At 67.5% G+C, this 18,450-nt stretch carries 20 protein-coding genes; 15 read left to right on the plus strand and 5 right to left on the minus strand.

Going from position 1 to position 18,450, the window contains the following annotated elements; all coding sequences use genetic code 11:
• Positions 1 to 86 precede the first annotated feature (86 nt).
• From ACIPVK_RS19825 to ACIPVK_RS19835, 3 genes are all read right to left on the minus strand, one after another.
• Positions 87 to 1,526, minus strand: coding sequence for an amino acid permease (locus ACIPVK_RS19825; protein ID WP_407613704.1), 1,440 nt, complete (start codon positions 1,524 to 1,526; stop codon positions 87 to 89).
• Positions 1,519 to 2,598 carry a histidinol-phosphate transaminase gene (gene hisC / locus ACIPVK_RS19830; protein WP_407613705.1) on the minus strand — a complete coding sequence of 360 codons (1,080 nt, stop codon included), beginning with the start codon at positions 2,596 to 2,598 and terminating at the stop codon, positions 1,519 to 1,521. Before hisC ends, ACIPVK_RS19825 begins: the two co-directional genes overlap by 8 nt.
• A 140-nt stretch (positions 2,599 to 2,738) precedes the next feature.
• Positions 2,739 to 3,314: an Lrp/AsnC family transcriptional regulator gene (locus ACIPVK_RS19835; RefSeq protein ID WP_407613706.1), complete on the minus strand. Its 576-nt coding sequence runs from the start codon at positions 3,312 to 3,314 to the stop codon at positions 2,739 to 2,741.
• 72 nt (positions 3,315 to 3,386) lie between these two features.
• On the opposite strand from ACIPVK_RS19835, the gene ACIPVK_RS19840 reads away from it, so the two are divergent.
• From ACIPVK_RS19840 to ACIPVK_RS19865, 6 genes are all read left to right on the plus strand, one after another.
• Positions 3,387 to 4,025 (plus strand): alpha/beta hydrolase, encoded by a 639-nt coding sequence (locus tag ACIPVK_RS19840; protein WP_407613707.1) that lies wholly within the window; start codon positions 3,387 to 3,389, stop codon positions 4,023 to 4,025.
• A 157-nt stretch (positions 4,026 to 4,182) separates the two neighbouring features.
• Positions 4,183 to 4,641, plus strand: coding sequence for a DUF2871 family protein (locus ACIPVK_RS19845; protein ID WP_407613708.1), 459 nt, complete (start codon positions 4,183 to 4,185; stop codon positions 4,639 to 4,641).
• 326 nt (positions 4,642 to 4,967) lie between these two features.
• Positions 4,968 to 5,789: a hypothetical protein gene (locus ACIPVK_RS19850; protein ID WP_407613709.1), complete on the plus strand. Its 822-nt coding sequence runs from the start codon at positions 4,968 to 4,970 to the stop codon at positions 5,787 to 5,789.
• 862 nt (positions 5,790 to 6,651) lie between these two features.
• On the plus strand, positions 6,652 to 7,380 hold the full coding sequence (locus ACIPVK_RS19855) for an IclR family transcriptional regulator (protein ID WP_407613710.1): 729 nt from the start codon (positions 6,652 to 6,654) through the stop codon (positions 7,378 to 7,380).
• Positions 7,377 to 8,315, plus strand: a complete 939-nt coding sequence (hutG, locus tag ACIPVK_RS19860) for a formimidoylglutamase (RefSeq protein ID WP_407613711.1) — start codon at positions 7,377 to 7,379, stop codon at positions 8,313 to 8,315. Before ACIPVK_RS19855 ends, hutG begins: the two co-directional genes overlap by 4 nt.
• A 7-nt stretch (positions 8,316 to 8,322) precedes the next feature.
• On the plus strand, positions 8,323 to 9,603 hold the full coding sequence (locus ACIPVK_RS19865; protein WP_407613712.1) for a sodium/glutamate symporter: 1,281 nt from the start codon (positions 8,323 to 8,325) through the stop codon (positions 9,601 to 9,603).
• Positions 9,604 to 9,989: 386 nt separating this feature from the next.
• Here the strand turns inward: ACIPVK_RS19865 and ACIPVK_RS19870 are convergent, their stop codons facing one another.
• Positions 9,990 to 11,261 (minus strand): DUF445 domain-containing protein, encoded by a 1,272-nt coding sequence (locus tag ACIPVK_RS19870; protein ID WP_407613713.1) that lies wholly within the window; start codon positions 11,259 to 11,261, stop codon positions 9,990 to 9,992.
• Positions 11,262 to 11,376: 115 nt separating this feature from the next.
• On the opposite strand from ACIPVK_RS19870, the gene ACIPVK_RS19875 reads away from it, so the two are divergent.
• From ACIPVK_RS19875 to ACIPVK_RS19890, 4 genes are all read left to right on the plus strand, one after another.
• The gene (locus ACIPVK_RS19875) at positions 11,377 to 12,237 is read left to right on the plus strand and encodes a glycerophosphodiester phosphodiesterase (RefSeq protein ID WP_407613714.1); all 861 of its coding nucleotides are present in this window, start codon (positions 11,377 to 11,379) and stop codon (positions 12,235 to 12,237) included.
• A gap of 52 nt (positions 12,238 to 12,289) precedes the next feature.
• Positions 12,290 to 12,964: a hypothetical protein gene (locus tag ACIPVK_RS19880; RefSeq protein ID WP_407613715.1), complete on the plus strand. Its 675-nt coding sequence runs from the start codon at positions 12,290 to 12,292 to the stop codon at positions 12,962 to 12,964.
• Between the two features lie 69 nt (positions 12,965 to 13,033).
• Complete coding sequence (locus ACIPVK_RS19885; protein ID WP_407613716.1) at positions 13,034 to 13,756, plus strand: AzlC family ABC transporter permease; 723 nt, start codon at positions 13,034 to 13,036, stop codon at positions 13,754 to 13,756.
• Positions 13,753 to 14,067 carry an AzlD domain-containing protein gene (locus ACIPVK_RS19890; protein ID WP_407613717.1) on the plus strand — a complete coding sequence of 105 codons (315 nt, stop codon included), beginning with the start codon at positions 13,753 to 13,755 and terminating at the stop codon, positions 14,065 to 14,067. Before ACIPVK_RS19885 ends, ACIPVK_RS19890 begins: the two co-directional genes overlap by 4 nt.
• Before the next feature lie 21 nt (positions 14,068 to 14,088).
• Here ACIPVK_RS19890 and ACIPVK_RS19895 read toward each other — a convergent pair whose 3' ends face one another.
• Entirely contained in the window at positions 14,089 to 14,532 is a 444-nt protein-coding gene (locus tag ACIPVK_RS19895) for a hypothetical protein (protein WP_407613718.1), read from the minus strand.
• Positions 14,533 to 14,676: 144 nt separating this feature from the next.
• On the opposite strand from ACIPVK_RS19895, the gene ACIPVK_RS19900 reads away from it, so the two are divergent.
• The 5 genes from ACIPVK_RS19900 to ACIPVK_RS19920 all read left to right on the plus strand — a co-directional run bounded on the left by ACIPVK_RS19900 (position 14,677) and on the right by ACIPVK_RS19920 (position 18,386).
• Positions 14,677 to 14,982 carry an MTH1187 family thiamine-binding protein gene (locus ACIPVK_RS19900; protein WP_407606921.1) on the plus strand — a complete coding sequence of 102 codons (306 nt, stop codon included), beginning with the start codon at positions 14,677 to 14,679 and terminating at the stop codon, positions 14,980 to 14,982.
• A gap of 5 nt (positions 14,983 to 14,987) precedes the next feature.
• A complete protein-coding gene (locus ACIPVK_RS19905) occupies positions 14,988 to 15,677 on the plus strand; it encodes an O-methyltransferase (RefSeq protein ID WP_407613719.1) in 690 nt (229 codons plus the stop codon).
• 91 nt (positions 15,678 to 15,768) lie between these two features.
• Positions 15,769 to 16,290, plus strand: coding sequence for a GNAT family N-acetyltransferase (locus tag ACIPVK_RS19910; RefSeq protein ID WP_407613720.1), 522 nt, complete (start codon positions 15,769 to 15,771; stop codon positions 16,288 to 16,290).
• Positions 16,283 to 17,161 carry a spermidine synthase gene (locus tag ACIPVK_RS19915; protein ID WP_407613721.1) on the plus strand — a complete coding sequence of 293 codons (879 nt, stop codon included), beginning with the start codon at positions 16,283 to 16,285 and terminating at the stop codon, positions 17,159 to 17,161. Before ACIPVK_RS19910 ends, ACIPVK_RS19915 begins: the two co-directional genes overlap by 8 nt.
• Positions 17,162 to 17,252: 91 nt before the next feature.
• Complete coding sequence (locus ACIPVK_RS19920; RefSeq protein WP_407613722.1) at positions 17,253 to 18,386, plus strand: methyltransferase; 1,134 nt, start codon at positions 17,253 to 17,255, stop codon at positions 18,384 to 18,386.
• Positions 18,387 to 18,450: the final 64 nt, after the last annotated feature.

Raw genomic sequence — 18,450 nt, forward strand, 5'->3', positions numbered from 1 at the left:
CCCCCCCCCCCCCCCCCCCCCCCCCCCCCCCCCCCCCCCCCCCCGGGGGGCCCCCCCCGGCCCGTTGCCCCATGCGGGCGCGTTTCTCAGGAAACCCGGTCCCCGGGCCGCGAGTCCCGGGCAGCCGAAGGCTGTGTCTCCGCGGCGGGAAGGCCCTGCGCCAAGCGGCGCCGGGCGCGACGCTGGGCCAGGGCGTTGAGCACGCCGATCGCCACCGTGAGCCCCAGGGTGGCGATCAGCTGGGTGCGGGACGCCGGGTCGAAGAGGGCAAGAACCACGATGCCGGCGAGCATCACCAGCGCCAGGACCGAGAGGTACGGGAAGAACGGCATGCGCACCGGCAGGTGGATGGACGGATCCCGATCCGCGCGCACCCGCAGGATCAATTGCGACACCGCGATGAACCCCCAGGTGACCAGCAGCGTGGAACCCACGGCGTTGAGCAGCATCGGCATGACCAAATCCGGCGCGAGGTAGTTCATGACCACCGCGATCGAGCACAGGACCACCGAGGCACTCACCGCCACGTACGGGGTGTTGGCGCGGTTGCGGACCTGGATGACCCTGGGTGCGATCCCGCGCTCGGAGAGCGAAAGCAACATGCGCGAGGCGGCATAGATGTTCGCGTTCATGGCCGAGAGCAGGGCGATGACCACCACCAGGGCCATGATCGAGTCGATCCACGGGATGTGCGCGAAGGTGAGCACCGCGACGAACGGGGAGGCGGCCAGCTCCGGTGAATACCAGGGCAGCACCGAGACCATCACCAGGGCCGAGCCCACGTAGAAGACCAGGACGCGGAACAGCACACCGCGCACGGCCTTGCGGATGGAGGTGCGCGGGTCGTCGCTTTCGGCCGCGGCAATCGCCACGATCTCGATGCCGCCGAAGGCGAAGATGACCATCAGCAGCCCGGCGCACAGCCCGACCACGCCGTTGGGCAGGAAGCCGTCGTGGGCCACCAGGTTGGAAAGGCCGGTTGCTTCGACGCCGGGGACCAGCCCGGCGATGATGGCGATGCCGATGCCCAGGAACGCGACGATCGCGGCGACCTTCAGGAACGAGAACCAGTACTCGAACTGGCCGAAGCGTGCCACGTTGGCCAGGTTCACCGCGGTCAGCAGCACCACGAAGAGCAGCGACCAGGTGCCCTGGGAAACCCCGGGGAACCAGCCGCCGATGATGGCGGCGGCGCCGGTGGCCTCCGCGGCAATGACGATGACGCCCTGGATCCAGTACAGCCAGCCGATGATCGCCCCGGCGTTGGGGCCCATGGCCTTGGCGGCATATACGGAGAAGGACCCGGAGGAGGGGTTCGCGGCGGCCATTTCGCCGAGCATGTTCATGATGAGGATGACCAGGAAACCGGCCAGCGCGAAGGCCAGGATGACGCCCGGCCCGGCCACGGCCACGGCCTGCCCGGAACCGATGAACAGCCCGGCGCCGATGGCGCCGCCCAGGCCCATCATGGTGATCTGGCGGGTGTTCAAGCTCGCGTTCCTGGGAGCTGCGGGGGTGCTAGACATGGACCGGGGTCTCCTTCAGCGCGGCGACGACCGCATCGGCGATGGCCTCGTTGGCCTCGGGTGACCCGATGGAAATCCGGATGCCCTCCCCGGCAAAGGCACGTGCCCAAATGCCGGCGGCACGCAGCGCCGCGTCCACGGCCTCGGTGTCCTCACCGGTGGAAAGCCAGATGAAGTTGGCCTGGGAAGCGGTCACGTCGATTCCGGCGTGGCGCAGCGTGGCCAGCAGGGTTTCGCGGGCGGCAACCAGCTCGTCGATGCGCACCTGCAGCTCGTCCTCGTGCTCCAGGGACAGCACCGCGGCGCGCTGGGCCAGCGCGGTGACGGCGAAGGGGATTGCGGTCTTGCGCAGGTTCGCCGCGACCGCGGGCGGTGCCACGGCGTAGCCGATGCGCAGCCCGGCCAGCCCGTAGGCCTTGGAGAAGGTGTGCAGCACCGCGACGTTTCGGTAGCGGCGGAAGAAGTCCATCCCGATGGCCGAATCGGCCGCGGTGTTGAAGTGGACGTAGGCCTCGTCGATGACCACGAGCACGTGCTCCGGGACCTTGGCCATGAAGGTGTCCACGGCGGCGGCGTCGATGACGGTGCCGGTCGGGTTGTTGGGGTTGCAGATGAAGACCAGCGCGGTGCGCTCGGTGATGGCCTCGGCCATGGCCGCCAGGTCGTGGGCGCCGTCGGCGTCCAGCGGAACCATCACCGGGGTCGCCCCGGCGACGTGGGTGAGGATCGGGTAGGCCTCGAAGGAACGCCAGGCGAAGACGACCTCGTCGCCGGGGTTGGCGGTCGCGTGGATCAGCTGGCCGGCCACCTCCACCGATCCGGCGCCCAGGGCGATGGTGCCTGGCTCCACGCCGAGGCGTTCTGCCAGGAGGGCGACCAATTCGGGGGCCGCGGCGTTGGGGTACTGGTTGATGGTGCCCAGCTCGGAGGAAAGTCCGGCAATGACCGAGTCCAGCGGCGGGTAGGGGTTTTCGTTGGAGGAGAGCTTGAAGGCCTTCTCTGCCGCGTCCGGTGTCGCGCCCTGCTTGTAGGCGGGGATCGAGTTCAGGGAACTGCGCTGGGCAAGGTTCATGGGGGTGCCTTTCGAAAAACAAGCTGCTCGCACGTCGCCGGTGACGTGACTCACAAAAGCTACGAAAATGAGCTCCGGCAGGTCAAACGCCCGGCGAAAGACCGCACAAGATGTACAGAAAGGTCAGCGCGTGCCGTGAATCACTGGACATTGTGCCCAATGTTTTTTCTAGCCGCATTCAGCGTACCGCCATTGCGCAGCGAGCTGCCTCGCGAGCGGCTTCCGGGATCGACGGGGGCCTCGGGATTTTGGAGCGCGGCATCCCGCGCCAACGGGATGACCCGGTTCTCGAAGTGCGTTGCCAGCACGATGGACGAGGCGGAGCGGCCCATGCCCTCGGTCGCGGAAATAGAGTCGAGTACGCGCTGCAGGTCTGCGGTGGAGCGGGCCACGATCTTCACCAGGAAGTCGCTGGACCCCGAGACGGTGTGCAGCTCGAGGATCTCGGGGATCTGCGCGAGCTTCTCGGCCATGCCGTCGTGGCCCAGGTTCTGCTGGATCTGCAGGGAACAGAACGCGGCGACCGGGTACCCCATTGCGGCGGCATCGATTTGCGGGGCAATGCGCGTGATCACCCCGGATTCGTGCAGCCGGTTCAACCGGTTCTGCACGGTGCCGCGGGCCACGCCCAGGCGCTTGGAGCATTCCATGACCCCGATGCCGGGAAAATCGGTGAACAGCTCGATCAGCGACACGTCCAACGAATCGATTCTCATGCGCCCCAGTATGCGACTGAAGCCGCCATCGACGCGAATCGGCCGGGAGCTCGCACGCGCTACGGTGGATCCATGGATGAGGGAATCTACTCCAGGCCGGAAGGCCGGCGGGCGGGCACCGACCTGGTCATGGTGCTCCATGGCTACGGCTCGAACCCGGAACGGATGACGGGCTGGTTCGACGAGCTTCCGCCGCACGCCACCGGGGTGGCGCTGCGCGGACCGATGGAGGTCGGCGGGGACCGGGGCTGGTTCCTGCTGGACTACTTCCTGGCCAACGACTTTGCCCGGGTCGTCTCCGCGGCACAGCTCGTGTTCGACTGGCAGGACAAGTTCGCCCGGGGCTACCGCTCGATCAGCCTGCTGGGGCATTCACAGGGAATGGCCATGGCCACCACGCTGCACCGGCTGCGGCCCGGAACCTATGCCACGATCACGGGACTCAGTGGCTTTGTGCTTTCCAACGAGCTTCTCTCCCTCACGGATGCCGCCCCGGAGCCCGGGGAGGCGGTCCCGTTTTTCTGGGGCCGGGACCCGTACGACCTGGTGATCAACCCGGATGCCGTGGCCTACACCGCGCAGTGGCTCGCGGAGAACACCGCGTTGACCTCCCGCACGTACCCGGAGATGGGACACGGCTTCGGCGCCGACGAACGTCGCGATGTCCGCAACTTCTACGCGCACTACCTTGCGGCCGACCGCACCACGTGATGCCCGCAGGCTGAAACCACAATCAACCGGATGGTTGATCCGGACGGCGGGACATCCCGGCAAAGTGGATGGTGAGATGCGGCAAGGACCCTGGCCCGAGGGCCCTGCCGGCACAACCAACGTTTGCCCGGGCACCGGCGAAAGGAACCACACAACCATGATGCGCTTGATGTACACGGCATTTGCCTTTGGAATCACCGGGGTGCTCTCCGGCCTCTACTACCGGGAGCTGACCAAGGTCAACGACTTCGCGGACCGCTCTGCCTCCCAGCTGCCGCTTGTCCACACCCACCTGCTGGTGCTCGGCTTCGTCTTCCTGCTCATAGTGCTGGCGCTGGAGCGGATCTTTGCCATCTCCGCCGCCGCACCCAGGGCCTTCGCCTGGTTCTACTGGCTCTGGACGATCGGCGTCGCGGTGACAGGCGGCATGATGCTGGTCAAGGGGACGCTGGTGGTGTTGGGCACCGATGCAACTTCGGCAGCCTTCGCCGGGGTTGCCGGTCTGGGGCACATGTCCTTGAGCGGTGCCGTGGTCGTGTTGTTCATTGCCTTGCGGGCCGCGCTCAAGGCCGCTGAAACCTCCGGGGTTTCCGCGCCGACGTTCGCTGGCCGCTAGCCGAATCTGGGCAGGCAGCTGCACCCGGGGCGCGACGGAATCGTTCTGCCGGCTCAGCGATGCGCCATGCCCGGATGCCGCAGCGCCCCGGAGGCGACCGTCATGCCGGGAGACCTTGGCCGGGACGACAAGGACTTGGCCTTCCGGATTTTGAGCTGCGTCGAGCAAGCTCGCTTTCCGCCGCCAAGCCATGGAAATGGCGTGCAATTGCGGTTCCCGGAATTTGCCCTTTTCCGCAAGAAGCCCCGGCTTCCCCTTTCTCACGGGATACGTCCAGCGGCGATTTGCTTACGCCGACGGCGCTGTACCCATAGAGTGGGACCAGGATGAAAAAGAACCCGATTACCTCCAGTGTCATTGGCCCGGACGGCAAGCCCAAGCCCGGGGTGCAGAGCGCCGTCATGAAGGCAGTCAGCGTGCAGCGGCCCCTGGTCCTTGCCTACTTGCGCCGCCTGCAGCGCAAACATCCGGACCGCAGCGCGGCGGAACTAGCCAAGCTGGTCGAACGCGACTACCTGCTGGCCATCACCGGATCCGGTGCCGCGGTGGGTGCCACGGCGGCCATTCCCGGTGTCGGAACGGTTGCCGCGCTGGGGTTCTCGGCGGCGGCTACCGTTGGCTTCCTTGAGGCCAGCGCCCTCTATGCCCAGTCCCTGGCCGAATTGCACGGCATCACCACCGAGGACCCGGACAAGGCCCGGATGCTGGTCATGGCGATTCTCATGGGCGACGAGGGGAGCTCGATGATTTCCGCCCTGACGCATCAGGTCGCCGGACGCGGTGCTGGGCCCGTCCAAGGGTGGGCGGCCTTGTTCGGGGCCAACAAGCCCTCGAGCCTGTGGGCGACCATGCAGGGCACCATGCAGCGAACGTTCCTGAAGAAGATGCTTGCCACCCAAGGGGCTTCGATGCTCGGGCGAGTCGTTCCCTTCGGCATCGGTGCGGCGGTTGGCGGATTCGGCAACCGGTTCCTGGGCAAGAAGGTCATCGAGGCAGCGGGCCTTGCCTTCGGCACCCTGCCCACCACCATCCCCGGCCAACTGGTCAGCGAGGGCGAGAGGCTCGATGCGCTCGCCGAGGTCGAAGCCGGAATAGAGGCAGAGCGGAGACGCCGCACGGAGGGTATCGAAACCCGCGGGGAGTCCTAGCGGAGGCATGCGAAAAGAGACCTGATTGGGACATGATTTCCTAGCCAGGTCTCTTTTTTGGTGAGATGCGGGGGGCGTGTCTTCCGGCTTCCAGGGGGATCGGCTCGAGAAGGCCGAAAGAGTGAGTCTGCATAGGCGTTCTTGAGCTCTAGGCGAGCGGCTGCTGGGTGCTTGCATGGTCCTTGGCGTCATCATGGTGCGAGGCGAATGTTTCGTCGACGCCCGTCGGCTCATCCGATGTTGCGCGCGTGGTCGGTGCGCGACGGGCATGGGCCGTGGCGCGGATTGATCATCGCGAGACCAGCTGGATTGAATGCCCGAGGTCGCGTCGTTCGCCGAGGGAGGAGACACTCTGATTCTGGGAACCGGGTCGTAGGCATGGCTGTCGCGGCAGCGCCGCCTCCAACTTCTCTCACGGTCGTCGTCCCTCGCCTTTGCCTTCCGTGCCCGGAGCCCTCGAGGCCGGAGCAGGGAGCGGATCGGAAATCAGGATGCAGGCCACGCGTATTGCCCTGCTTGGCCCCCGGGGTGCTGCCCAGGGCGTTTCACGGTGAAGTGCGTCACGTTCGGCGCAGCGCCCGCGGGGCTTGCCGGGGCGGCGCCGCTGGCGCCCTGGGGCACAATCCGGCCGCTGACAAGCAGGGCTGGATACCTCGATCGGATGTGTCGGGTGTCATGGGAATAGTTCCGTCTGGCGGGAAGGCCTTTGTTCCAATTCTCACTATGCGAGAATTTTCCCTTGTATGAGCCGGGTTGACCCTTTTGAATGGAGCACTGGACCGCCAAGGGCGCCTTGGGTCCCCGGCGCGGACTTTGGCCGCGTGGTCGGTCGAGCGGCATGAATGATAGGTGCTTTGTGGAAGTGGACAAGGATGCGGATACGCAGGCCTCGCGGGCCTTGCGGATCCTGGGAGCACTGGCAAAGGTGCCCCAGGCCAGCGTGAAGGAGTTGTCCGAGTCCACCCGGATTCCAGTCAGCACGGTGTACCGGATGCTGGGCTCGTTGGTTTCCTCCGGCTTTGCGCAAAAGACCTCCACCAGGCACTACGGTGCCGGGCCAATCGCCGTGCAGCTTTCCGAGCGGTACCGGGATACCACCTTGACAACCGGTTCGGTGACTCCCTACCTTCGCCAGCTGGCCGAGGATTCGGGGGAATTCGTGGCCTTCATGGTCGCTCACGGCACGGAGGCAGTGTGCGTGGAGGCGGTGGAATCGCGTCATATGCTGCGCTGCTGCTACACCGTGGGCGCCTCGCAACCCCTGCTGCGCGGGGCCACAGCCACTGCGCTCCTGTCGCGGATGCCGCGGGACTCGCGCCACAGGGTCTTTGATCATTACCGGATATCGGACGACCAGAGGTCAGACATCGAGCAAGCCTGTGCCCAGGCGCTCGCCGACCGGTACGCGGTCAGCTCGGGCGAGCTCGATACCGGGATCTGGGGCGTGAGCGCCCCGGTCCTGGACGATGCCGGGGCGCTGGGCGGGGTGGTCACCCTGATGGCTCCGGCCGAACGCAGTGCCTACCGCACTGCGCAACTGATTAGACTTGTCCGCCGCACGGCGGACTCCTTAAGTGGAGGAATACGATGACTCGGAAAAAACCCGGGCAGTGGAGTGGCCGTCACGACGGCCCCGGTGCGGAAAACGCCCGCTGGCACAACACCATCACCGACTGGACGGCCGGCAGCGCAGCCGGATGCGCACTGTTGGGATTCGCCAGCGACGAAGGCGTGCGCCGCAACAAGGGCCGCGTTGGGGCGCAGGCAGGGCCGGGTGCTCTGCGCGCGGCGCTGTCCTCGCTTGCCCTGCACCAGTCTGTCGCGCTCTACGACGCCGGTGACGTGGTGGTCGAAGGGCAGGACCTGGAAGCGGGGCAGGAGCAGTTCGCCGCGGCGTTGGCAGCCCTGCTCGTCGACGGGCACTTCACCGTGGGACTGGGCGGCGGACACGAGATCACCTTCGCCAGCTACGCGGGCGTGGCACGTGCCCTGGGTGCCGAGGGCCGGTGGCGCTTGGGGATCCTGAACATCGATGCGCACTTCGACCTGCGCGAAGAGGACCAGGCGACGTCGGGCACCGGCTTCGCCCAGATCGCCCGGGCCGAAGCTGCCGCCGGACGCACCTTCCACTATGCGGCGGTGGGCATCAGCGAGGCCTCGAACACGAAGGCGCTCTTCGACCGTGCGCGTGAACTGGGCGTCAAGACACTGCTGGACACCGAATGCCATGCGGGAAACCTCGACCGAGTGCGCGAATTCGTTGCAGAATTCGCGCAGTCGGTGGACCACCTGTACCTGACCATCGACCTCGACGCGCTGCCGGCGAGCGTTGCCCCGGGTGTGAGCGCGCCGGCCGGGTTCGGCATCGGGCTGGAAGTCGTGCGGGAGGTCGTGCTGGCAGCCGCAGGCAGTGGAAGGCTCGTGCACGCCGACATTGCCGAACTAAATCCCGACTTCGACATTGACCAGCGAACCGCCCGCACGGCGGCGCGCTTGATCAACGACCTGATCTTGAACCGAGGCTGAACATCCCATGGAAATCCAACTTAACCTTGTCCAATCGGCGGCGCTGGCACTGCTCCTGCTCTCCCTGGGGGAGTGGGCACGCAGACGGGTCGGCTTCCTGCAGAAGTACTGCATCCCGGCCCCCGTCATCGGCGGCTTCTTGTTCGCGCTGCTCGTCCTGCTGCTGCGCCAGACCGGCACCGCACAGATCAGCCTGGACACCTCGCTGCAATCCCCGGCCATGATCGCGTTCTTCACGACCATTGGCCTGGCCGGCTCGTTGTCCTCCATCAAGAAGGGCGGCCGGTTGCTGCTGGTTTACCTGGTGGTCTGCTGGAGCCTGGCCATCATGCAGAACCTGATTGGCATCGGCATGGCCAACGTGGTGGGCGTTTCCCCGATGTTGGGTGTCATGGCCGGCGCGGTGAGCCTTGAAGGCGGCCACGGAGCTGCCGCCGCATTCGGCCCCACGGCCGAAGCCATGGGTGTGGAGGGGGCCACCGCAGTGGCGATTGCCTCTGCCACCTTCGGCTTGGTCGCCGGCAGCCTGATGGGCGGGATGACCGCAAGCTTCCTGGTGGCACGGCACAACGTGGAGATCCCCGAGAAGGCCGGTCTGCGCGAAAAGTTGGCCTTCGCCGGTGCCGTGGCCAGGAACATGACGTCAGGCGGCGGATCGGGCAGTGGCGTCGCCGCCGCTGCGGCCGCACCGAGCGACGAGACCCGGGGCAAGAGCGGGAGCAACTACGCGAATCTGCTGACGGCCGCATTGGTCATCGGCATCGTCATGGTGATCGGGATGACCTTGGGCGGTTGGTTGTCGGAACTGACCGGATTCTCGCTGCCGGCCTACGTCGGGGCGATGATCATCGCCTTGGTCTTCCGTAACTTGAACGACAAGCTCGGCTGGATCAAGATCGACGACGACGCGGTGGACCTGATCTCGCAGTTCAGCCTCGGCTTCTTCCTGACCATGGCCATGATGAGCCTGAAGATCTGGGAACTGGCCTCGTTGGCCGGTCCGTTGGTCCTCATCCTGTTGGTACAGCTGCTGTTCATCTTGGCATTCGCTGTCTTCGTGGTCTTCCGGGTACTGGGAAAGAACTACGATGCGGCCACCATGGTCGCGGGCTTCATCGGCCACGGCCTGGGTGCGACGCCCAACGCACTGGCAAACATGGACGCGTTCAATTCCCGCTTTGGTGTCCGATCGGAACGTGCGTTCCTCATCGTCCCCTTGGCCGGTGCGGTGCTCATCGACCTGGTCGCCCTGCCATGGATTGTCTGGTGCATGAACTGGGTCGCCTAGCGCCGAGGCGGGCCGACACCTTCGCCTTCACGCGCGGATCGGGAAGCCTCCGGGCCCAGTCAGCTTCGTTGGTCCGGGTGTAGAAGATCCGCCCTTGGTTGGCTGTCGCTAGGCACAGGTGCGGGGTCGTGCCGGCCCTGCACCTGCGGACCGGCAGAACGCGTGGCGACACCCCGGGGCCATTGACCGGGGCCGAGCATCCGCACGTTCCCTCCGGCGAGCTTGAAGTGGGTGGTGCGCCGCGACGGCAGGGCGCCGCCCAGACACCTTGGGCGGCTTACCCCACGTCAGGGAATCGCGGCGACGTACATCCCCGGGGTTGTGCGGGGTAAGTCCCGGTGGACCGGCGTGCGGGCGACGTCCCGGTGCCCGCCGAAGACGGCCCGCTAACGCAGCAGGGCGTTGGCCACGGAGAAAATAACCAGGCCGGCCAGCGACCCCACGACCGTACCGTTGATGCGGATGAACTGCAGGTCCCGTCCGACCTGGAGCTCGATTTTTTCGCTGGTCTCCTTGCCGTCCCAGCGGGCGACGGTGTCGGTGATCAGTGACGTGATTTGCCCGCTGTAGTTTTCCACGACATAGACCACGGCGTTGGCCACCCACCCGTTGACCTTGGCCGCCAGACGGGCATCGTCACGGAGCCTTGCGCCGAGGTCGCGGATCGCCGCGATCATGGACTTGCGCAGCTCGGATCCGGGGTTTTCCATGGCATCGACGAGCGCGGCCTTGATGGATGACCAGCTGGTGGCGGCCAGTTCGCGCAATTGCGCATCGCCAAAGAGGGAATGCTTCATGGCCTCGACCTTGGCAATCATTTCCGCATCCGACTGCATGTCCGCGGCAAACCTCTCCAGCCACCGATCGATGCTCAAACGCATGGAATGGTGCGGGTCGTTCCGCACGGACTGTACGTACTTCTGCAATTCGCGGTGAAGCTTCTCGCCCAGCAGGCTGTCGACCATCGCCGGGACCCATGAGGGCGAGCGCTCGGCGACCAGGGAAACCACCATCTCGTGGTTGTCGGCCACCCATTGTTCGGCCCGTTCGGCCAGCAGGTCGACTGCCGGCTTGTGGTGCCCGTCGGCAACAACCCGCTCCATGATCCGACCCAGCGTCGATGACCATTCGGGGGCAAGCATGTGCTTCTTGGCCAGGGATTCCAGCAGCGCCAGGACGTCGCGGTCATCCAAGACCTCCAGTGCCGCCCCGATGACGGTGGAGACCTCTTGGGCCACCCGGGTGGCCGATTTCTCCTTGGCCAACCAGCCGCCGACGCTGCGCGAGACATCGAATTGCTCCAACTTGGTGCCGACGACATCGCGGGACAGGAAGTTTTCCTGGACGAACTGCCCCAGGCTCTCGCCAATCTGGTCCTTCTTGCGCGGAATGATCGCCGTGTGCGGGATCTTCAGCCCCATGGGGTGCTTGAACAAGGCGGTGACGGCGAACCAGTCGGCCAGTGCGCCGACCATTCCCCCCTCGGCGGCAGCCCGCACGTACTCAAGCCAGGGATGGCTGTGCTGCAGGGCGAAGGCCACGGCAAAGATCACCGCCATGATGGCCAACAGCCCCGTGGCGAGGCGTTTCATCTTCCGCAGCGCGATCGCCTTGGCGGCATCGTTCGCGGGGGCAAGGCTGAATCCGGTTGACGTCATGGGCTGCGGCTCCCTTGGCCTGGACATGCGGATGGAACAGGTTTCAACGATAGTTCACCAAGCAACAGGCGCGGCAAGCGGCGCGGGATCCGGGCACGGCGGTAGCGTGAAAGGCATGCAAACCCTTGTCTACGCCCACCGCGGTTCATCGTCGGTCTACGCGGAGAACACGCGCGCCGCGTACATGCAGGCCCTGGCGGACGGGGCCGACGGCATTGAATGCGACATCCACCTGAGTTCCGACGGCTTCGTGGTGTGCCACCACGACCCGACGGTGGACCGGACCTCGGACTCCAGCGGGCGGGTCGGGGAAAAGGCCCTGGCCGAGCTGAAGGCCCTTGACTTTTCCTCATGGAAGAACCCGAAGATACCCGCGTCGTACGGGAAGCTTCATGAGCAACTGGTGACCTTGGGCGAATTGGTGGAGCTCATGCGGGATGCCGGTCGACCCGTGGGCCTGGCCGTGGAAGTCAAGCACCCCAGTCCCTACGGCCGGCAACTTGAAGAGGCCATGATCGCCGAGTTGCGGGCACTGGGCTGGGAGCCGGAAACCTCCATGCTGGGCGAGATCTACGTTTCCTTCATGAGCTTTGACCCCGGCTCGGTGCGCTACCTGATGAAGCGGATCCCGCCGGTGCACGTCTGCCAGCTGGTCACCGAGGTCGACGAGGAGTGGATCGACGAGCTGGTCAAGGCCGGGGAGAGCGATCGCGCCGGGGTGGCGGCGGTGCTGGCCAGCGCCATGACGGAGGGCGTGGAGCTGTTGAATTCCGGGGTCCCGCAATTGGCGGGTCCCGGGGTCGCCTACATGCGCAAGCACCCCCGGGTGACCAACGGATGGCTGGCCCGCGGCGCAACCTTCCGGGTATGGACCGTGGATGACCCCGCGGATGCCAGCTACCTCGTGGGTCGCGGAGTCACGCAGCTGACCAGCAACGTCCCGGCGCTCATCAAGGCGCACCTCGGCCTGGACTAGGACATGTCCGAGGAATTGTCGCGCGCGAAACGTGCAGGCGTAGACTCGCCGCGTGGAGAAACAACTGAACGCATACTTTTCCGACACCTACCTGTTCGAGGCCGAAGCCACCGTCATCGCCACCGGCCATGACGACGGGGGCGAGCCGTGGATTGCGGTGAGCCCGAACATCTTCCACCCGCGCGGCGGCGGGCAAATGGAGGACACGGGGACCGTGGATGGCCGCGAGGTCGCGGTAGGCCGCCTCGACGACGGGCTGGTGGTCCTCACCGGCGCCGGGGACCCTGCGGTGGGATCCGTGGTGCGCACGGCGGTGGACCCGGACACGCGGCTGCTGCATGCTGCATTGCACACCGCCGGACACCTGGTGGGGTTCCTGGGTGAAGAGCGGGGCTGGCGTCACAGCGGACACAGCCACTTCCCGGGCCAGGCGCGACTGGACTTCCATCCCGAGTCAGTCTCCGAGGACCTCGTTGCGCCGCAGGCACGCGAGCAGGTCATCACAGAGATCCAGGGGCGGCTGGAGGCCCTGGTTGCCACGAAGGCGACGGTTGCCAGCAGCCTCGACGAGGCCGGCATCCGCACCGTGGTGATCGGCGGAGTCAACGCCGAGCCGTGCGGCGGCACCCACGTCCGGGACCTGGGCGCCTTGCGCGGCACCCGGGTCATGGAAGCCAAGATCAAGCGCGGGGCGTTGAAGGTGCGTTACGAGGCAACGCACGGCTGAGCGGGTCCGTCCGGCGCAGCCGCCTGGGCGGGGCGTTGAAAGGCACCGCCCGCCACTAAGCTTGAAACCGTGCCATTGCAATTGACTCCCGCCACCAAGACGGCCCTCTCCATCTCCGTCGCAACGGGCCTGTACGGTATTTCCTTCGGAGCCCTGGGCATTGCCGCCGGCCTGAACCTCTGGCAGGTCGTCGCGCTGAGTGTCCTGATGTTTACCGGCGGCTCGCAATTTGCCTTCATCGGCGTGATTGCCGGTGGCGGAGGCCCGGGAGCGGCATTCGGTGCGGCCACCCTCCTGGGCGTGAGAAATGCCGTCTACGGCATGCAGGTCAAGGCCATGCTCAGGCCGCGCGGGCTGAAGAAGTTCGCCGCGGCACAGCTGACCATCGACGAGTCCACGGCCACCGCCGCCGGCCAAGGCGACCCTGGCGAGCAAAGGCTCGGGTTCTGGGTGGCGGGCATCGGCGTATACGTCTTGTGGAATATCTTCACGCTGGTGGGCGCGCTGCTCGGCGACGCGCTGGGGGACCCGAAGGCCTGGGGGCTTGACGGTGCGGCCGTGGCCGCATTCCTGGGCCTGCTGTGGCCGCGCCTGAAATCCGCCGAGCCGGTGGCCATCGCCTCGGTCTGCGCGCTTGCCACGGTCCTCGCGATCCCGCTGGTGCCGCCGGGCGTGCCGATCCTGGTGGCCGCCGTCGTCGCAGGGGTATGGGGGTTCTTCGGCCGGGGACCGGCGAACGAAGGGCTCGAACCGGATGTCGAGCCGCACAACATCCCGAAGGGCGAGCGATGAGTGAATTATGGTGGTGGATCCTTGCCGGCTGCGCGGCGGCCTACGGGATCAAGATCCTGGGCTACCTGGTCCCGGAGAAGATCCTCGAAAACGAGCGGGTCACGCGCGCCGCGGGCACCCTGACCATCGGGCTGCTTGCCTCCCTGGCCATCGTCAACACGGTCGCCAGCGGGACCAGTGTGGAATTCGATGCCAGGCTGGCCGCCCTGGCTGCGGCCGCCGTCGCACTGTTGTTGCGCGCCCCGTTTCTCGTGGTGGTCATCGCCGGTGCGGGGGCGGCGGCGCTGGCGCGCTACCTGGGCTGGGGCTGAACGGTCCAAGACGCCCGGTGCCTACTTCCGCGGACCCGCTGCGCCCGGGCCCGCGGAATAGACTAGCGTCGAGTACGTGTTGCCGGGCTCGAGCGCGATCGACACGCTGCTGGGCCGCACCTCGGCGGTGACGGGGATGTCGACGGTGGCGATGTTCCTGTCGCAGGGGACCACCATGCCGTCCCCCTGGTCCAGGGAGAGCCGCAGGTTGCCCTCGCCATGGCAGACCGCCACCACGGTCAGCCGGGTTCCCCGGTACGTGCCGAGCTCCGCGGTCGCCATGACCTGGGCGTGGTCGGCCGATCCCATGCCCATGAGCACCTGGGCTTCGCCGGGAACCAGGGTCATCAGGTCCTCCAGCACCGCGGCCGTGACGGCCGTCGGCGCTGGTTCCGGCGCCGCGGAACACCCGCTGATGGCGCACGCGAGGCCCAGTGCCGTGCCGATCCGTACGAGCTGTCGCAAGTTCCCGCCCCCAAGCCTTGTCACGTGGATCGAGCTTCGCAGAGCCGGGCGCACTTGGCAAGGAAAGTGCCAAGGGTTTGCGCACAAGTCGTTTTCTCGGTGCCGACAAGTGACATGTCGGGGCGGCGGTGGCAAAGTGGAAGCATGATTGTTGCCTTTTCCGTAGCCCCCAGCACCGACAACACCGATGGGTCGGTCCACGACGCAGTGGCCGCAGCCGTCAAGGTGGTCAGGGAGTCGGGCCTGCCCAACTCCACTTCTTCCATGTTCACGGAACTGGAAGGCGAGTGGGACGAGGTCATGGATGTCGTCAAGCGCGCCACCGAGGCCGTCGCCGCCTATGGCTCGCGCGTATCGCTCGTCCTGAAGGCGGATATCCGCCCGGGCTACAGCGGGGAGATCACCGGAAAGATCGAACGTCTGGAAAAGGCCATAAGCGAGCAGGAGTAGCAAGCATGGACACCCCGGCGAATTCCGCCAGCCCCGTCGACGTCGACAAATTCCTGGTGGAAAAGTTGCTCGCCCCGGAACCGGAAATGGCGGCGGCGCGCGAGCGCGCGCACCAGGCCGGGCTTCCCCACATCGAGGTCAGCGAGGTGCAGGGAAAGTTCCTGATGCTGCTGGCGCAGATCGCCGGCGCCAAGCGCGTGCTCGAAATCGGCACCCTTGGCGGCTACTCCACCACCTGGCTGGCGCGCGGGGTGGGTGCCGACGGGCACGTGACCACCTGCGAATACGAGCCGCTGCATGCCCGGGTTGCCGCGGACAACCTGGCCGCCTGCGGGGTCGGGGACCGGGTCGAAATCCGCATCGGCGCCGCCCTGGACACCCTCGACGCGCTTCTGGCCGAGGACGGGGAACCCTTCGACCTGTTCTTCATCGATGCGGACAAGGAAAACAACGCCCACTACATCGACCTGGCGATCATGCTGGGCCGCCCGGGCAGCGTCATCGTCGTGGACAACGTGGTGCGGGAAGGGGCGGTCCTGGAGGACGGGGATCCGCTCACCGATGCCGGCCGCCTGGTCAACGGCGTGCGGCGGGGCATCGACGTGCTGGGTTCCAACCCGCGCGTGGATGCCACCGCACTGCAGACCGTGGGCGTCAAGGGCTGGGACGGGTTTGCCGTGGGGGTCGTCCGCTAAAGGGGGCCCGGCGCGCCCGACCCACGGCCGCCGCCTTGAGGTGCATCACGGCTTTCGTCGCCCGGCCCCCGAAGCACATAGGCTTGCCCCTGTGACTACAGAGCCCTACGCCATTCGCCTTGCCGTGCCCGAAGACATCCCCGCCGCCCTTCAGATGAAGCTGACGGCCTGGGAAGAGGCCTACGCCGACCAGCGGCCGGCCTCCTTCTTCGCCAATGCCCGCGCCGCCCTCGAGCAGCAGGCCGACTGGTGGACCCGCGGCCTGGCCCAGGGTGCCGAGCTGTGGATCGCCACCAACCCGGCCGGGGACATCGTCGGGATAGCCGGCGGCGGGCCGGCGGCCGACGACGACGCGGACACCGGGATCGGCGTCGAATTGCAGCTCCTCTACGTCCTGGCCGGCGACCACGGCACCGGGTTGGGCGCCCGGCTGCTCGAGGCGGTGCTGGGCGACCGCGCCGCCGTGCTCTGGGTCCTCGAGCGCAACCCGCGCGCCCACGCCTTCTACGCCAAGCACGGATTCGTTGCCGACGGCAGGGTCGAGGCACTGGCCGACGACTGGAGCGGACTGAACGAGATCCGCATGGTCCGCCACGGCGCACACCGTGGCTAAAGGCAAGAACAAGCGGAACAAGAACAATCCTCCGCTGGAATCCGTGAGCTCCGCCGCGCCGCAGGACGGCCCGCTCGAGGGCATCTACCCCATCGACACCGGCACCGCCGAGCTGGAGCGCGACCCGTACTCGCCCACCGGCTGGCTGCTGCGGATCAACGACGTCCCCTCCTCGCACGTGGACCTCGCCGCGCCCGGGCACCTCGACTTCGAATACATGCGCTGGATCGCCGCGCTCATCCGCTCCCGCTTCAACCCGGGGCGGATCGAGGAGCAGGGGCACAAGCTGCGCGCCCTGCACCTGGGCGGCGGCGCCTGCTCCATGGCGCGCTGGGCCTCGGTGACCTACCCCAACGCCCGCCAGGTCGTGGTGGAGCTGGACGGCAAGCTCGCCGCCCTGGTCCGCGCCTGGTTCGACCTGCCGCGCGCGCCGCTGCTGCGGATCCGCGTCGGGGAGGCCGGCGCCGTGCTGGCCACGCTCACGGACGCCACGCGCGACCTTCTCATCCGCGACGTCTTCGCCGGGGACCAGACGCCCAGGGACCTGACCACCCTGGCCTTCACCGCGCATGCCGCCCGGGTGCTGGATGCCGAGGGCCTGTACATCGTGAATTGCGGGGACACCCCCGCGCTGGAAAATGCCCGGCGCGAGGCCGCCACCATCGGCGCGGTCTTCAAGCACGTGGCCATCGTGGCGGACCCGACCATGCTCAAGGGCCGGCGCCACGGAAACGTCATCATCGCCGGCTCCAACGCGCCGATCCCCGCTGGTCCGGGATTCATTCGCGAACTGCTCGGTGGCGGCGTCCCGGCCCAACACTGGGACGATGCCACGGTGCGGGCATTCGCGCGCCACGCCACCGCGGTGTAGTCCGGCGGCCGCTATAGGCTTGGATCCACTGCGCCGGCGTTTCACGGCACCACACCCCCCATCCACGTTGAGCAGGAGCGCCAGCACCGCCATGAACACCCCCGCAACGATTTCCTGGACGCACAACGGCCAGGACCGCACGGCGCTGTGGTCCTCGGCCAACGCCGCCCCGCCGCCGAAGGCCATCGTGGAGGTCGACGATTCCCTGGGCGCCGACGAGGCCTACCGGCTGGCCACCAACGGCACCGGCATGCTGTTCACCGGGGATTACCACAACGCCCGCCAGCTGCTCAGCGCCATTGCCCGCCGCATCCCGGCCGGCACCAAGGCCAAGCGCAACGCTGCGGTCCCCACCACCGCCGAGCGCTTCTACAAGTACCGCCAGGCCCGCACGCACCGGGCACGGATCCTGTCCATGCTCCTGGTCCCGGTGGGTCCCGGCCCGGCCGTTTCGCTGCGCCGCGCCCCGGATGTCGCCGAGGCCTGGACCAACGCCTTCGGACCCGTGGCCGAACCCGTGGTGGTCTCCCTGCAGGAACTGCTCGGGGCCATCGGCGCCCAGCAATGGCGCGCCACCGGGCTGCACGTCGCCGCCCTCGACGCGAAGATCCATCCCCACTACGGCACCTTCGCCCCGGTGCGCGGGGAGTACCTGGACCTGGTGGCGCGCGCCGAGCTTCCGGGCCTGGGGCGGGCCTTCGACATCGGCACGGGCACCGGAGTGCTGGCGGCCATTCTGGCCAGGCGCGGCTTCGCCGAGGTCATCGGCACCGACTCGCAGGACCGCGCCGTCGCGTGCGCGCAGGCGAACCTTGCCGCGCTGGGGCTGGCGGAGCGGGCACGGGCCGTGAAGCAGGACATGTTCCCCGAGGGCCGGGCGGATGTGGTGGTGTGCAACCCGCCGTGGCTGCCGGGCACCCCGCAGACGCTGCTCGACTATGCCGTCTACGACCCCAAGTCCGCGATGCTGCGGGCCTTCCTGTCCGGGCTGCCGGACCACCTGGCCGCGGGCGGGCAGGGCTGGCTGGTCATCTCCGACCTGGCCGAGCGGCTGGGCCTGCGCACCCGCGGGGAGCTGCTGGGCTGGATCGAGGGCGCCGGGCTGGCGGTGCTGGGGCGCGAGGACACCGTCCCGGCCCACGGGCGCGCCGCCGATGCCTCCGACCCGTTTCACGTGGAACGCTCCGGCGAGGTCACCTCGCTGTGGAAGCTCGGCGTCAAGTAGCCGCTGCCGCCAAGCCGGAGGGCACAAAAGAAGCGGGGGGCGGGGGGGAAGACCCCCCCCCCCC

The sequence above is a fragment of the Paeniglutamicibacter sp. MACA_103 genome, assembly GCF_045798555.1.
Taxonomy (GTDB): domain Bacteria; phylum Actinomycetota; class Actinomycetes; order Actinomycetales; family Micrococcaceae; genus Paeniglutamicibacter.

Coding starts and splice junctions, on each gene's coding strand:
- ACIPVK_RS19825 (WP_407613704.1), bottom strand. CDS start 1,526: ATGTCTAGCACCCCCGCAGCTCCCAGGAACGCGAGCTTGAACACCCGC.
- hisC (WP_407613705.1), bottom strand. CDS start 2,598: ATGAACCTTGCCCAGCGCAGTTCCCTGAACTCGATCCCCGCCTACAAG.
- ACIPVK_RS19835 (WP_407613706.1), bottom strand. CDS start 3,314: ATGAGAATCGATTCGTTGGACGTGTCGCTGATCGAGCTGTTCACCGAT.
- ACIPVK_RS19840 (WP_407613707.1), top strand. CDS start 3,387: ATGGATGAGGGAATCTACTCCAGGCCGGAAGGCCGGCGGGCGGGCACC.
- ACIPVK_RS19845 (WP_407613708.1), top strand. CDS start 4,183: ATGATGCGCTTGATGTACACGGCATTTGCCTTTGGAATCACCGGGGTG.
- ACIPVK_RS19850 (WP_407613709.1), top strand. CDS start 4,968: ATGAAAAAGAACCCGATTACCTCCAGTGTCATTGGCCCGGACGGCAAG.
- hutG (WP_407613711.1), top strand. CDS start 7,377: ATGACTCGGAAAAAACCCGGGCAGTGGAGTGGCCGTCACGACGGCCCC.
- ACIPVK_RS19865 (WP_407613712.1), top strand. CDS start 8,323: ATGGAAATCCAACTTAACCTTGTCCAATCGGCGGCGCTGGCACTGCTC.
- ACIPVK_RS19870 (WP_407613713.1), bottom strand. CDS start 11,261: ATGACGTCAACCGGATTCAGCCTTGCCCCCGCGAACGATGCCGCCAAG.
- ACIPVK_RS19875 (WP_407613714.1), top strand. CDS start 11,377: ATGCAAACCCTTGTCTACGCCCACCGCGGTTCATCGTCGGTCTACGCG.
- ACIPVK_RS19890 (WP_407613717.1), top strand. CDS start 13,753: ATGAGTGAATTATGGTGGTGGATCCTTGCCGGCTGCGCGGCGGCCTAC.
- ACIPVK_RS19900 (WP_407606921.1), top strand. CDS start 14,677: ATGATTGTTGCCTTTTCCGTAGCCCCCAGCACCGACAACACCGATGGG.
- ACIPVK_RS19905 (WP_407613719.1), top strand. CDS start 14,988: ATGGACACCCCGGCGAATTCCGCCAGCCCCGTCGACGTCGACAAATTC.
- ACIPVK_RS19920 (WP_407613722.1), top strand. CDS start 17,253: ATGAACACCCCCGCAACGATTTCCTGGACGCACAACGGCCAGGACCGC.